At 68.0% G+C, this 14,106-nt stretch carries 13 protein-coding genes and 1 tRNA gene; 7 read left to right on the top strand and 7 right to left on the bottom strand.

Annotated elements, in window-relative coordinates:
• Positions 1-24: 24 nt before the first annotated feature.
• Both C1932_RS13280 and C1932_RS13275 read right to left on the bottom strand, forming a co-directional pair.
• Positions 25-492, bottom strand: coding sequence for a hypothetical protein (locus C1932_RS13280; RefSeq protein ID WP_108762498.1), 468 nt, complete (start codon positions 490-492; stop codon positions 25-27).
• Entirely contained in the window at positions 489-953 is a 465-nt protein-coding gene (locus C1932_RS13275; RefSeq protein WP_108762497.1) for a hypothetical protein, read from the bottom strand. Before C1932_RS13275 ends, C1932_RS13280 begins: the two co-directional genes overlap by 4 nt.
• Positions 954-1,081: 128 nt before the next feature.
• Here C1932_RS13275 and C1932_RS13270 point away from each other — a divergent pair, with 128 nt between their 5' ends.
• Complete coding sequence (locus C1932_RS13270) at positions 1,082-1,843, top strand: hypothetical protein (protein ID WP_108762496.1); 762 nt, start codon at positions 1,082-1,084, stop codon at positions 1,841-1,843.
• Positions 1,844-1,886: 43 nt separating this feature from the next.
• Here the strand turns inward: C1932_RS13270 and C1932_RS13265 are convergent, their stop codons facing one another.
• A complete protein-coding gene (locus C1932_RS13265) occupies positions 1,887-2,405 on the bottom strand; it encodes a thioredoxin domain-containing protein (RefSeq protein WP_108762495.1) in 519 nt (172 codons plus the stop codon).
• Positions 2,402-2,920 carry a peroxiredoxin gene (locus C1932_RS13260; protein WP_108751595.1) on the bottom strand — a complete coding sequence of 173 codons (519 nt, stop codon included), beginning with the start codon at positions 2,918-2,920 and terminating at the stop codon, positions 2,402-2,404. Before C1932_RS13260 ends, C1932_RS13265 begins: the two co-directional genes overlap by 4 nt.
• Positions 2,921-3,134: 214 nt before the next feature.
• Between C1932_RS13260 and C1932_RS19940 the strand changes: the two genes are divergently transcribed.
• Positions 3,135-3,311 (top strand): hypothetical protein, encoded by a 177-nt coding sequence (locus C1932_RS19940; protein WP_199911372.1) that lies wholly within the window; start codon positions 3,135-3,137, stop codon positions 3,309-3,311.
• 37 nt (positions 3,312-3,348) lie between these two features.
• Here the strand turns inward: C1932_RS19940 and C1932_RS13255 are convergent, their stop codons facing one another.
• Both C1932_RS13255 and C1932_RS13250 read right to left on the bottom strand, forming a co-directional pair.
• Positions 3,349-3,909, bottom strand: a complete 561-nt coding sequence (locus C1932_RS13255; protein ID WP_108762494.1) for a hypothetical protein — start codon at positions 3,907-3,909, stop codon at positions 3,349-3,351.
• Positions 3,910-4,028: 119 nt separating this feature from the next.
• A tRNA-Ala gene (locus C1932_RS13250) sits at positions 4,029-4,104 on the bottom strand.
• Positions 4,105-4,201: 97 nt separating this feature from the next.
• On the opposite strand from C1932_RS13250, the gene C1932_RS13245 reads away from it, so the two are divergent.
• From C1932_RS13245 to C1932_RS13230, 4 genes are all read left to right on the top strand, one after another.
• On the top strand, positions 4,202-4,498 hold the full coding sequence (locus C1932_RS13245) for a Rho-binding antiterminator (RefSeq protein WP_108762493.1): 297 nt from the start codon (positions 4,202-4,204) through the stop codon (positions 4,496-4,498).
• A gap of 120 nt (positions 4,499-4,618) precedes the next feature.
• On the top strand, positions 4,619-7,177 hold the full coding sequence (locus C1932_RS13240; RefSeq protein ID WP_108762492.1) for a Cache 3/Cache 2 fusion domain-containing protein: 2,559 nt from the start codon (positions 4,619-4,621) through the stop codon (positions 7,175-7,177).
• Between the two features lie 233 nt (positions 7,178-7,410).
• Positions 7,411-9,705 (top strand): TonB-dependent receptor, encoded by a 2,295-nt coding sequence (locus C1932_RS13235; RefSeq protein ID WP_325051534.1) that lies wholly within the window; start codon positions 7,411-7,413, stop codon positions 9,703-9,705.
• A 345-nt stretch (positions 9,706-10,050) separates the two neighbouring features.
• Complete coding sequence (locus tag C1932_RS13230) at positions 10,051-10,959, top strand: hypothetical protein (RefSeq protein WP_159094548.1); 909 nt, start codon at positions 10,051-10,053, stop codon at positions 10,957-10,959.
• A gap of 36 nt (positions 10,960-10,995) precedes the next feature.
• On the opposite strand, the gene rnd is transcribed toward C1932_RS13230, so the two are convergent.
• Positions 10,996-12,072 carry a ribonuclease D gene (rnd, locus tag C1932_RS13225; protein ID WP_108762489.1) on the bottom strand — a complete coding sequence of 359 codons (1,077 nt, stop codon included), beginning with the start codon at positions 12,070-12,072 and terminating at the stop codon, positions 10,996-10,998.
• A gap of 84 nt (positions 12,073-12,156) precedes the next feature.
• On the opposite strand from rnd, the gene C1932_RS13220 reads away from it, so the two are divergent.
• On the top strand, positions 12,157-14,034 hold the full coding sequence (locus C1932_RS13220; RefSeq protein ID WP_108762488.1) for a formylglycine-generating enzyme family protein: 1,878 nt from the start codon (positions 12,157-12,159) through the stop codon (positions 14,032-14,034).
• The last annotated feature ends 72 nt before the right edge of the window (positions 14,035-14,106 follow it).

Here is a 14,106-nt window from a genome sequence, read left to right as displayed (position 1 = left end):
GATGCGGCCGGGCAGGGCGGTGCACTAGCGGTAGGACAACCCACTGCTGGCCATGAAGCCCTTCGGGTCGAACACCGCCCAGGCCTCGCCCCAGTCGAAACGGGCGCGGCCGGCGTTGAGCGGGCATCCCAGCGCCTTGGCCAAAGCGCGGCGCATGAACGCCACTTCGGCATCGATGGCGGCCTGGGTGGGCCAGCCGTCTTCCATCGGCGCGCCGGGCAGCTGCACGCCGATGGACAGCATCGACAGCGCCTGCCCGTGGAAGCACAGGGCGACTGCCGCCGGCACGCCCTGCAGCTGAAGGGCGTGCAGGTGCAGCCACTGGTAGCCGTTGCCGAGGTCGCGGCTGTGCTGCAGCAGCGCGGCAAAACCCGCGCATGCCTGTGCCAGCGTGAGCGTCGGCCCGATCCTCAGCGGCAGCTCACCCAGGCCGATGCTGCCGTCGGCGGCGTCGAAATCAAGCGCCCACGGTGCGCTGCCAGGCGCACTCACGGTGCGAAGCGCACCTGTCGTGGATCGCTGACGTTGATCTGCGTCTGGTAGTAGTACTTGCCGCTGGGCTGGCCGTTGGCATTGATGAAGTCGATGCGGACCCGGCGCGCGGTGCCGCCCACCAGCAGGCGGCGGTTCTGCAGGTAGTCCAGCTTCAGGCCCAGCGCTTCTTCCAGTGCGGGGCGCAGCGCGGCATCCATGCTGAGGGTGATGTTCAGCGGGTGCCGGTAGTCGCGTTCGCTGTTGAGGTAGATGCGGCCATCGTCGCTGCCGACGGCCTGCACGCTCATGGCGAAGGTGCCGGAAATGCCGCGCGCTGGATCGTCCTGCGCGGCACGCACAGCTTCGTAGTTGCCGATGTAGCCGGGCACCGGCGGCGGCGCGGCAGCCAGGCGATGGGCGCAGCCGGTCGTCAGCAGCAGCGGGACCAGCAGTGAGGCCAACAGGGCGGGGCGATTCATGGCGCTTCCTTGTGCGTCGGTGGATGTGCCGATTGTGGCCGCGCCTGGGTTGCAGCTACAAGCGCGCTGTCCAATCGGCCCGATGATCGGGCATGCTGGGCCGCGTACCACATCGACCAGGGAAGGACATGCCGAGGACCGCCGACGTTCATGCCATCGATTGGGGCGCGCTGCAGTGTGCCTATGGCGACGCCTCTGAAGCGGGCGCACTGCTGGCCGCGCTGATGGACCCGCAGCACCAGCAGGACTGGAACGACATCTGGTCGCATCTATGCCACCAGGGCACGGTCTACCCTGCCAGCCACGCCGCGCTGCCGGTGCTGCTGTCAATCGCGCGGCAGACCGGGCGCAGCGACGGTGATGATGCGCTGCTGCTGGCCGGTGCGATCGTCGCCGGCTCGGACGTGGGCGACCCGGGCCTGGCGCCGCACGGCGATGTCATCCAGGCGCTGCGCAGCAAGGTGCTCACGCGCCTGCAGGGCAGTGGCCGGGAGGCAGTGCCGCTGTCCGGGGATGGGCATGGCCCGCGTGGCTGGCTGCGCCAGGCGTGGCTGGGGCTGAGTGGTGAAAAAGCCTGGTCGCAGCACCTGGACCGGCTAGCCGAGGGCGAGCTCGTGGGTGAGTGCGTGGCCTGTTCGGCCGACCTGTACTGCACGCTGGATGTTGAAGCCCCGTACGTCTGCCATGAGGATCCGGTGTTCGGTGCGCCGTCGGCGACGTCGGCGCTGCTGCCTGGTGACCCGGTCGGCGTGGCCGAGGAGTGGCTGATGCAGCAGGTGCGCGGCGATGGCGATATCCGCGCCGGGCAGCTGCTGGAACTGGCCTTCGGTCATTCCGTATGCAGTGCGTGCGGGCATCCGTTCGCGGTGCGCGAGTGCGTGCAGGCCTGAGCCGTAGGCGCCTGCACGCGGCGGTTGGGCCGTTGTTGCAGAATTACATCGCGCGCTGCAGCGCCTGCAGCAGGGTGTCGTAGTCCCAGCTGTCATCGTGGCGCACGCCGTTGATGAAGAAACAGGGCGTGCCATTCACGCCGCTGCGCACGCCGCCCATGAAGTCGGCTTCGATGCGTGCATCGTCGGCGCCGGCCAATGCGGCACGCACGCGTTCCGGCGGCAACTGCAGCAGTTCGCCATAGCGCTGCAGGTCATGCGGTGCCAGCGCACCCTGGCGTTCGTACAGCAGGTCATGGGCGCTCCAGAAGTGTCCGGCGTCGGCTGCGGCTTCGGCCAGGCGCGCGGCATTCAGGGCATCCGGGTGCATTTCGCTGAGCGGGAAGTTGCGGAACACCAGCCGCAGCGAATCGCCCAAAGCCTGCTGCAGGGCCTTCACGATGGGGTAGGCCTGGCCGCAGTACGGGCACTGGTAGTCGCCATATTCGACCAGAGTGACCGCCGCATCGGCCGGGCCGCTGGCATGATCGCTGGCGCTGACGGGAACGTGCAGGCGGCTCATGGGGTCACCTCCGCTGCCGCCGTGCGCGGCAGGCGTGACAGCGCATCCAGAATGCCATCGGCACCAGGATTGATGCCCAGCGGCGACAGGTAGCTCCAGCGCACGATGCCCTGCGCATCGATCACGAACAGCGCACGTTCGCAGACCCCATCGTGCTCGCGATAGGCACCGAACTGCCGGGCGACGGCGCCCTTGGGTTCGAAGTCAGCCAGCAGCGGGAAGTGCAGATGGCGCTGTTCGGCGAACGCGGCGTGGCACCAGACACCATCCACCGAGATGCCGATCAACTGCGCGCCCTGTCGCTGGAACTCGGGCAGCAACTGGTTGTACAGGGCCATCTGGTCGCCGCATACCGGGCTCCAGTCAGCGGGGTAGAAGGCAAGAATGACCGGGCGGCCACGCAGCTCTGCCAGGGTGACGGTCTGGTCGGGCGTGGCGGGCAGGCGGAAGTCGGGGGCGGGCGTTCCCGGCGGCAGCGGGGCGTGCGCAGGTTCGGGGCGGGGCAGGGAGGACATGGCGGGCTCCTGGCGGGATGGGGATGGCGCGCGGTGGAATCTGCATCGGCAGCGCCATCGTCGGCCGGTAGCGCCGGGCTGCCCATTGCGCCTTGGTTTCCGCCGCTCATACCAGGGTATGCACGCGCCGCTCGCGGCAGCGCGACCACGGACTCACGGCCGCGCCGCTACCGTGGTCGTGCAAGCCCGGCACGGTGCCGGTGCGGAGCCCGCCATGACTACTCCCCGCACGCCTTCGCCCGCCGAAAAGGATGCCGGTACCCAGGAAAGCCGCCAGGACCAGCACCAGGACGACGTGGCCAAGCGCCGCCCTGGCCAGAACGATCAGAAGGTGCATGACGAGAACACACGGCGACCACAACGCAAGGATGGGAGCCAGGAGCCGGGTTGAGCCGGAAATCGGCGGGTCGAGGCTCAGTTGGCCAGGGTCATGCGGACGGCGGCGTCTGCGTGGCGCGGGCCACTTCGGCGAACCAGTCCGCGAGTTCGTGCATGTCGATCTGCTGGATCAGTGCAGGATTGATGGGATCGGCGGGTGCGGTCGGCAGGATGGCGGCCGCGACCTCGATCGCGCAGTACCCCGTACCGTCCCAGAGGCCTGCCAGATAGGAGGAGAGGGGAGCGCCCTCCCACAGCGGTGCTGCTGATGGCCATGATTGCTGATCTTGCATCGGGCGCCAGCGACCGTAAGGGCGCACCTCGCTCCGGCGTTGTGCAAGCCATCGGATTGCAGCCTCCTTGGCCACGCCCGCTGCGTCTTCCAGCTCCCGATGCCCGGACACGATCCTGATCTTCTCCCGGATGCCGTCGTAAGACAGTTCGCGTAGGCGCAGGACAACGAGCAACTGACTTCCCCGCAACCGCGCCTGTTCAAGACCAAGCCCATGGGCGACATCAGCGACGTAGCTGGGAATGTATTGACCCTTCCAGCCGGGAATGAGGGTTGAAAGCGGGATCAGATGTGGATCGGGTAGCGAGGCATGGTCCATGGGACCCCTTCCTGCATGTGGCGCTCCGCGCCGCGGGTACTCCCATCCTATCGGTTCCGGCAGTCCGTGCCCAAAGAAAAAGCCCGCAGATCACTGGGATCTACGGGCTTCTTTGAAAATGGTGGAGCCAAGGAGGATCGAACTCCTGACCTCGTCATTGCGAACGACGCGCTCTCCCAGCTGAGCTATGGCCCCACGGCGAAGCCAGTGTAGCGCCGCCGCCGGGGGCTTGCCAACCCGCGTGGGCGGCAGTCGTGGCAGGCTGGGTGCCTTGACTGCCGGAAGACGCCCCGTGACCGACTACCGTCCCATCGCGTGCGACCTGCATGATGTGCTGGAAATCGCCTGCCTGCACCGCGCCCTGCTGCAGGTGGAACTGATCGATGGCCGCACCTTCGTGGCCCGCGCGCGGACCACGCTTAGCACGCCTGGCAAAGAGGAATTCCTGCTGCTGGACGCCGATGACGGCGAGCAGCGCATCCGCCTGGACCATCTGCTGGCGGTGACCACGCTGGGCGCAGACGGTCTGCCCGGACCGCGTACCGTGCTGGCCGTGCCTGGCCCTGGTGAAACTGAACAAAGTTTATGAATCAAGGGCTTGGCGCTGTCAATAACCTGAAGCGGCTAGGCCGGGTGGCATAAAGAGGACCAGAACGGTGCCGTTAAGAGGGAGCGTTTCGCGCGCTCCCTTCCACGGACATTTCCCCTGATGATGGCCCCGGCTGCATCCCGATTTTCCGCCTCGCCGCCGAAGCGGACCCTGACCATCGCAACCCGCCTGGCGCTGCTGATGGTGGCGATCACCACCGTGGCCTTCGCTGCGCTGGCGATCCTGATCTACCGCGATACGGCCGACAGCTACCAGCAGCGCGTGGTTGCTGGCCTGGATAGCAGCACGGTGCTGATGCGCGATTCGGTGCAGCTGTATGACCGCAGCCTGGGCGAAAGCACCCAGCGCATCGCCGGTACCTTCCGCGCGATGCTGCCGCAGGGCGAGGCGCTGGCCGATGCCACCGCGCCCATCGACGTGGCCGGCCGCAGTGCGCCGACCCTGCGCCTGGGCACGCAGGCGATCGGCCCGGCATCGACCGAGGTTGATCGCTTCGCCGAGGCGACCGGCGGCGTTGCCACCGTGTTCGTGCGTGACGGCGAAGACTTCGTCCGCGTGGCGACTTCGTTGCGCAACGCGCAGGGCGAACGCGCGCTGGGCACCGTGCTGGACCACGCCAACCCGGCCTATGCGCGGGTGCGCGCGGGGCAGGGCTACACGGGGCCGGCGCACCTGTTCGGCACCGATTACATGACCCACTACATGCCGATCCCGGCGGCCGATGGCAGCGTGGCTGGCATCGCGTTCGTGGGGCAGGACTACTCGCAGGGCCTGGCCGCACTGAAGACGCGCCTGCGCGAGGCGACGCTGGGCCGCGAGGGCCGCTTCATCGTGGTCGACACGCGCCAGGGCAAGGACCACGGTCGCGTGCTGGCCGCCGCCGATGGCGAAGGTGGCCTGCTGCAGGAACGCGTGGCCGCGGCCGATATGCCGGCATTGCAGGCGCTGCTGGATGGCCGCAGCACGCAGGCGCGTCTGCATCTGCGCCCGGCCGATGGTGGCCCCGAGCAGGCCTGGTTCGCGGCGGCGCAGCGCTACGGCGCCTGGCAGTGGCTGGTGATCGGCCTGGAACCGGAATCGGTGCTGGCAGAGGTGCTGAACGGCCTGATGCTGCGCATCGCGCTGATTTCCGTGCTGGCGCTGACCACCGTGGTCGTGTTGATCGTGCTGGTGGTGCGGCGCCTGCTGGGTCGTCCGCTGGCGGCAGCGGCGCAGGTCGCCCGCGATGTGGCCAGCGGGTGCCTGGACCGCGAAATCGACAGCGGCCGCGATGATGAGGTCGGCCGTCTGCTGGGGTCGTTGCAGCAGATGCGCGCCAAGCTGCGCGAGATCCTGCAGGCGCAGGCCAGCATGAGCGAACGCCATGCGGCGGGCGCGGTCAGCCACCGGATCGACGAGCTGGCCTTCGAGGGGGAGTTCCGCGCCATGGTGGCCGGCACCAACGCGCTGGTGGCGGCGCACCTGCAGACCCAGCAGCGCATGGTGGCCCTGGTCCAGCGCTACGCTGAAGGCGATCTGCAACAGACCATGGACGTGCTGCCCGGCGAACAGGTGGCCATCACGCAGGCGCTGAACGGCGTGCGCGGCAAGCTGCAGGGCATCAACGGCGAGATCAAGCGCCTGGTTGCGGCGGCGGCGGCCGGTGATTTCAGCGTGCGCGGCGATGCGCAGGCCTTCGCCAATGACTTCCAGCAGATGGTGCAGGGCCTGAACAGCGTGATGGCGACTGCCGATGACAACCTGCTGGCGCTGTCGGGCCTGCTGCGCAACCTGGCCGAAGGTGACCTGCGGCACCGCATGGACGGGCAGTCGCAGGGGGTGTTCGCGCGCATGCGCGAGGACGCCAATGCGACGGTGGGGTCGCTGGCCGGCATCGTCGGCCGCATCCAGCAGGCCGCCGCTGCGGTCAGCACGGCCGCTGCGGAAATCGCTGCCGGCAACGATGATCTGTCCCGCCGTACCGAACAGCAGGCTGCCAACCTGGAAGAGTCTGCCGCCTCGATCGAGGAAATGACCTCGGCCGTGCGGCAGAACGCCGACCACGCACGCCGCGCAGACCGCCTGGCGACCGAGGCGGCGCAGGTGGCCGGGCGCGGGGGCGCGGCCATGGCCGAGATGGAAGCGACGATGGGCCAGATCGATGCCGCCTCGCGGCGCATCGCCGAGATCATCACGGTGATCGATGGCATCGCCTTCCAGACGAATATCCTGGCGCTGAATGCCGCCGTCGAAGCGGCACGCGCCGGTGAGGACGGCCGCGGCTTCGCGGTGGTCGCCAGCGAGGTGCGCGCGCTGGCACAGCGCTCGACGCTGGCGGCGGCGGAGATCAAGGCACTGATTGAAGAATCGGTGGCCCGCGTGGCCGAAGGCAACGTGCTGGCCGGCGATGCCGGGCGCACCATCCAGGACGTGGTTGCCTCGGTGACCGAACTGGGCGGGCTGGTGGGCGAGATCGCCCATGCCTGCCAGGAACAGGCGGCGGGCATCGAACTGGTCAACCAGAGCATCGTGCAGATGGATGGCGTGACCCAGCAGAACGCCGCGCTGGTGGAAGAGGCGTCCGCTTCGGCCCGTTCCATGAGCGAACAGGCCCACGCATTGCAGGACGCGGCCGGCCGTTTCGTGCTGCAGCGGCGCCCGACACTGGCCACGGCGTAAGGGAAGGCGGGGCCGGAAGGCGGTGGCGCAGGCTGCCGTCTTCCATCGTGCACTTTGCCGCAGCGGGCGGGACGCGGACTGCGACGGGATGCGCAACGAAATCGTAACAATTCGGGCGATAATGGGCGCTTGCGCAGTGGTTCCCCCTCTACCGCCCGGCTTGCGCAGGCCGCCCGGACGTCTCCCAAGAGCTTTCGATGCCTTCCCATATCGCTTCCCGTCGTTCGACGGGCATGTCGTCTTCCTCGCTTTCCTTCCGCCGCGACCCGCTGGCCCTGGCCTGTGCCGGCCTGGCCCTGGCCGCCAGCTTCGGCGCCGCCGCGCAGGACAGCGCACCGACCCCGACCGGCCTGGACACGATCACCGTGACCGCCGAACACCGTGAGCAGAACCTGCAGGAAGTGCCGGTGTCGGTGGGCGTGGTGCAGGGCGAGCGCATGCGCGATTTCACCGCCGGCGGCGATGACACCCTGCTGGCGCTGTCCGGCCGCGTGCCCAGTCTGTATGCGGAAACCACCACCGGTCGCATCTTCCCGCGCTTCTATATCCGTGGCCTGGGCAACATCGATTTCTACCTGGGTGCCTCGCAGCCGGTGTCGATCATCCAGGACGACGTGGTGCTGGAACACGTGGTGCTGAAGTCCAACCCGGTCTACGACGTGGACCAGGTGGAAGTGCTGCGCGGCCCGCAGGGCTCGCTGTTCGGTCGCAACACCACCGCCGGCATCGTCAAGTTCGACACCCTGAAGCCGACCGATGAGTACACCGGCCGGGTCAGCGCCAGCTACGCCACCTACAACAGCGTGTCGGTCGATGGCGGCTTCGGTGGCCCGATCAACGACATCGCCTCGTTCCGCGTGTCGGCGCTCTACCAGCACCGCGATGACTACGTGGACAACACCTACCGTGGCCCCAGCGCCGACGGCACGGTCAGCCCGAAGAAGAACGCCATGGGCGGCTTCGATGACCGCAACGTGCGTGCGCAGCTGCTGCTCAAGCCCAGCGACCAGTTCTCGATCCTGGCTTCGGCCCACGCCCGCGATTATGACGGCACCTCGACCCTGTTCCTGCGCGGTGCGCTGACCAAGGGCTCGAACCAGACCGACGTGCCGCGCGACAAGGTGGCCTATGACGAAGCCGACAACAACCCGCAGGCCTACAAGACCTACGGCGGTTCGGTGAAGGCGATCTACGATTTCGGTGCGGTCGATTTCACCTCCATCACCGCTTACGAAACCACCTCCGGCTACAGCCGTGGCGACACCGACGGCGGCGCCGCGGCGGACTTCCCGTTCAATGGCGTGGCCAATGGCTACGGTCAGTCGATGGGTCAGATCCGTGACCTGGACCAGTGGACCCAGGAATTCCGCCTGGCCAGCCACGATGACAGCGCCCTGCAGTGGCAGGCCGGTGCGTTCTACTTCAACGGCAGCGACACCACCGATTTCTACCAGCGCGGCTGGTTCCTGCAGGGCGCGGCGCGCAACCCGAACAACTGGGTGCGCCTGCGCAACAAGAACACCTCGTGGGCCGGTTTTGGCCAGCTCAGCTACGCCTTCACCGACAAGCTCAGCGTGACCGCCGGCCTGCGCCAGACCCGCGACGAGAAGCACACGCGCCTGCTGAAGACGGCCGACACCGCCGCCGGCGTGGTGACCTACAAGGGCCGTACGGATGTGAAGATGTCCGACACCACCCCGAGCTGGGACGTCAGCGCGATGTACCAGTTCAACCCGAACGTAAGCGTCTACGCCAAGGTTGCACGTGGCTTCCGCGGCCCGACCATCCAGGGCCGTTCGGCCGTGTTCAACGCTGATTTCACCACCGCCGACTCGGAGACCATCCTGTCCTGGGAAGCCGGCGTGAAGAGCAGCCTGTGGGACAACCGCCTGCGCCTGAATGCCACCGCGTTCACCTACACGGTCAACGACATCCAGCTCAACGGCAACGATTCGGACGGCAACGGCGTGTTGTTCAACGCCGACAAGGCCAAGGCCTACGGCTTCGAAGCGGACATGGAACTGCGCCCGATCCCGAACCTGACCCTGAGTGCCGGTGTCAGCCTGCTGCACAGCGAGATCCAGGACAAGCGCGTGTATGCGCAGGTCTGCGGCCTGAACGGCCAGGTGGTGTGCACGGTGAACGACCCGACCATCAAGGTCGGCGCCAACACCTTCGCCCAGATCGATGGCAACCCGCTGCCGAACGCGCCGAAGTACAACATCAACTTCGCCGCGCGTTACGACATGCCGGTCAGCGACGCGGGCACGATGTTCGTGTCCACCGACTGGAACAAGCAGGGCTACACCAGCTTCGTGCTGTATGACAGCCAGGAGTTCAACTCCAAGGGTGATTTCGAAGGTGGCCTGAAGCTGGGTTACTCCGGCAACTACGGTGCCTACGAAGTGGCGCTGTTCGCGCGCAACATCACCAACGAAAAGAACCTGAAGGGTGTGATCGAAAACTACATGGCCGCGGTCTACAACGAACCGCGCACCGTGGGTGTTTCGTTGAACATGAACTGGTAAGGCCTGCTTGATCGGTTAACGAAAACGGCGCTCTTCGGAGCGCCGTTTTTCGTTGGGAAGGCCTGGCAAGCCGCCGCTGCATGCTAGGCTGCCGCGCTGTGTTGAACGGACCTCGACCATTATCCAGACGCTGTACCAGCAGTACGCCGATGCTCGCGCCGCCAAGACCCTGATTGAACAATGCCGGGCGCAGGTGGTGCGCTGGCGTTGGGCCAGCGGCGACATGGCGCACGACGCGCCGTTCATGGCCGAAAAGTATGGCGTGCGCCGCAGTCGCTGGCTGGACGATGCCAAGGCGGACCCGGATGCGCATGTGCACCATGGTTCGACGCGCAGGAGCGCATCGTGCTTGCCGTGGCTGACAACGGGGCCAGGACCACGGTGTGGCTGCACGGCACCGAGCAGCGGCACAGCCTGAGCTTCTACCGCAGTGGACGCATTGCCTCGGCCCGCGCCTGGCACGAACCCGGCGGGCGCCTGCAGCACAGTGAGCTGACCGTTGGCCATCGCGGTCACGACAGTACGTATCACTGGGACGGCGAAGTGCTGCTGCGCGTGGTGGTGCGCAACTGGGGGGACGAGCGCCCGAGCTGGTGGTGCCAGGATGTCTACAGCTACGATGAGGCCGGCGCCCTGGACCGTATCGAACTGCAGTATCTGCATGAAGACGGCACACCCACCGGCAGCCAGCGCCTGCAGTACCAGCACCCGCGCCGCGGCGAAACCCTGGCCGCCGCCGCTGCAGATGTGGAGCGTCGGCTGATGCAGGCCATCGCCACGCAGCTGCCGCTGATTCCACGCGACGAGCCGCTGTATTGCCTGCTGCTGTGCTTCACCGATGGCGATTTCAGTTCGGCCTGGCCACCGTTCATCACCTGGGGGCGCCAGTCCTACCGGCAGGCGGTGCTTGAACGCGGTGAGGACGTTGCCTACTACCTGTGGGCAACGGACGAGATGCGTGCCGGCCAGCGCGACGACGATGAGTGCTGGTTCGACGATCCAGCCCTGCTGGACGCGTGCAAGCGCCATGGCCGGTTGATGGAGATGCGTGGCAGTACCACCTCGGCGATGCGCCTGCTCACGCGGGTGGCGGCGTGGCTGGATGCGCCGGAACAGCGCGCCCACCTGCACACCACCGAAGACTTCGTGGTGGCGGTGGCCGACAACACCGGCGCGGTGGACCCGCTGCCGGCGATGCGCAAGGCGATCGGTGCGCAGCGCTGGGCGCGCCTGAAGGCGGCCGGCTACGTGTGATAGGGGAGTGCCGCGCCGGTCGGGCGCGGCGGCCTGTCATGCCGGCAGCAGGGCCTGCAGGCGTGCTTCCAGTTCCTGTTGGCGCCAGCCGGCCAGTGCAGCCGGCCACTGGCGACGTTCCAGATAACTTTCCAGGTGCTTGCGCGAGGCCAGCACGCCATCGGCCAGACCCAGCTCGCGGCTGCGTTCGGCCACCGCATCCTGCAGCTTCTTGATGGTCTTCTTGTCGGCGTCGGTGGCCTGCACGGCCAGCGGTGCTTCGGCCTCATCGGGCAGCGGCGTTTCCAGCGCCTGCCACACGGCGGCGGTGAGCTTGCGCGGGGCTTTCGGGAACTGCTCGAACAGCTTGCCCAGCGCGGCCAGGTCGGCCGGCGGGGTGCGTGCCAGGGTGGCGGCCAGTTCGTTGTCCAGGATCCAGCTGCGCGGGCGGTCGCTGCTGCGGGCCTGGCCGTCGCGCCAGCGCAGCAGGCGCAGCAGGCGGTGCTGCGCGGCCGCGTCGAGGAACTGTGCCGCGCGCATGCCCAGGTGCGGCCAACGGTCTTCATCGTTGGCAACATTGGCCAGCAGGCGTTCGGCATCGTCCTGCAGCCACTGGCGGCGGCCCAGCGCCTGCAGCTTGGCTTCGATCGCATCGTGCAGGGCAAACAGATGCTCGACGTCGTCGGCGGCGTACTGCAACTGCGATTCAGACAGCGGACGGCGCATCCAGTCCGAGCGCGTTTCGCCCTTGGCCAGCGTTACCCCGGTAATTTCCTGCACCAGTTTCTGGTAGCCCATGCCACCGCCGATACCGGCCAGCGCCGCGCCGATCTGGGTGTCGAACAAGGGCCGGGGCAGCACGCCGCAGGTCCACTTGAAGGCCACCAGGTCTTCGCTGGCGCTGTGCATGACCTTGATGATCGATTCATCGGTCAGCCACGGTGCCAGCGCTTCGGGCATGCCGGGAATCAGCGGATCGATCAACAGGATGTCGTTGCCCACGGCCATCTGCACCAGGGCCAGCTGCGGCCAGAAGGTGCGTTCGCGGATGAATTCGGTGTCCAGGCCGATACGGGCCGGGCGCTGCTGGCGGTAGGCGTCCAGCTCGGCGGGGGTGGTGATCCAGATTGCCACGGGTGGGGGCCTGCTACTCGGGTTTGCTCAGGCAGGGGAGAATAGCCTAACGTCGGTGCGCACCCGTACCGAAGGAGCCTCCGTTTGCGTTTTGCCCTGCCGATTGCGCTGTGTGCCGCCCTGGGCCTGGCCCTGGCCGCGTGTACGCCGTCGCCACCTGCAAGCCCGTCGGCCGGCGAACCGGAACGTCCGCGGCCCAAGGTGGACGACACGGCTGCTGCGGCGGCGAAGGGCACGGTGACCATTGCCGGCGAGGATGCCAGCGAGGACGTGCAACGCTGGACCCCCGCACGGGTGGATCGGCAGGGGCGGACGCTGGCGCAGCTGCGCCGTGCCGCCGAACAGGCGTTCAGCGACGGGCGGCTGTACGAGGACGGCGAGGCGGCCATTCCGCTGTGGTTGGAGGTGCAGGAAGAAGCCCCAGACGACCGCGCGGCCCGTGCGGGCCTGCAGCGCGCCCGGCAGCGCCTGCAGCAGCAGGCCGACGCCCTGCTGGCGCGGCCGCTGCAGCAGCGCGAAGCACTGGCCGAGGCAGGGCGGCAGGCGCTGGTACTGCTGACCCTGGCACCCAACGACCCGAAGGTGCGCGCGCTGCAGAGCCGGGTGGAGACCGCCCAGCGCGTGGTGGAATACAACCGCTCGGGCGAGGACGATCTGCGCGCCGGTCGGGTGGGCGAGGACGGTGACGGGGCCATTCCGGCGTTCCGCGAGGCGCTGGCGCTGGATGCCAACAACCGCCGTGCCCGGCAGGGCCTGGCCGCCGCCGAAAGCGCGCTGATCCGGCGTGCCGAAGACGCCGCGCGCAGCCGTGATTTTGCTTCCGCCGGGGCCTGGCTGGCCGAAGCCAGCAAGGTGCGGGATTCGTCGCCGACCATCGCCGGTGCGTTCGAGCGCATCGAGCAGATCCGCGCCGCGACCCTGATGCAGTTGCGTGACGGCGGGCTGCGCGACCTGGAAACGCCGCAGGGCCTGAAGCCGGCCCGCGAAAAGCTGGCCGAGGCCTTGCGCATCGCCTTGCCGGGCGATGCCGTGGTGGCGCAGTTGCGCGAACGCATCGACCTGGCCACCCACTACGGCAGTTTCCGCCCCGGGCAGGTATTCAGCGACCCCCTGCGGGATGGCGGGCGCGGGCCGCAGATGATCGTGGTGCCGCATGGCGGCTTCCAGATGGGCGCCGGTGACACCGAACCGGGTGCCAGCGATGCCGAGCGACCGTCACACTACGTGCGGTTTGAACGTGGTTTTGCCATGGCGATCACCGAGGTGACCGTGGCCGATTTCGAGCGTTTCGTGAAGGCCACCAGCGCGCGCCCGCGTGCGACCCGTCGCGGCCACTCGGTGGTGTATGACGAGCGCAGCGGCAACTTCATCCGCCGCAGCGGCGTGGACTGGCGCTCGGACTACGATGGCAGTCGTGCGATGGGCAATTCGCCGGTGATGCACGTGAGCGTGCGCGATGCGGAAAACTACGCCACGTGGCTGTCCGAGCAGACCGGCCGTGCCTACCGCCTGCCCAGCGAAGCCGAGTTCGAGTACGCCCTGCGGGCCGGCGGCAGTGGCCGCTACCCGTGGGGGGATGCTGGGCTGCCGCCTGCAGGCAGTGGCAACTACACCGGCAGCCAGGATGTTTCCCCGTCAGGCCGGCACTGGCACAACGCCTTCGTGGGCTATGGCGATGGCTGGTGGGGGCCGGCGCTGGTGGGCAGCTTCCAGGCCAATGCCTTCGGCCTGCACGACATGGGCGGCAACCTGAGTGAGTGGGTGGCCGATTGCTGGCATTCCAGCTACCGCCGCGCCCCGGCCGATGGCGTGGCCTGGTACAACCCGGGCTGCCGTTCGCGGGTGATCCGTGGTGGCAACTGGGCCAACGCGCCCGAGCAGACCCGTGCGGCGTGGCGCCAATCCCAGGATTCGGACACCACCAATGCCCGCATCGGCTTCCGCCTGGTGCGCGGCATCTGATGCGCCTGTTTCACCCCGCGCAGGCAGCGCCGCACTAAGATTGCAGCGTGCCCGCCGGCCGGCGGGGTCCGC

The organism is Stenotrophomonas sp. YAU14D1_LEIMI4_1 (assembly GCF_003086815.1).
In the GTDB taxonomy this organism is placed as follows: Bacteria; Pseudomonadota; Gammaproteobacteria; order Xanthomonadales; family Xanthomonadaceae; genus Stenotrophomonas.
The sequence above is the reverse complement of the archived record's forward strand: the minus strand, read 5'-3'. Positions and strand labels throughout refer to the sequence as shown.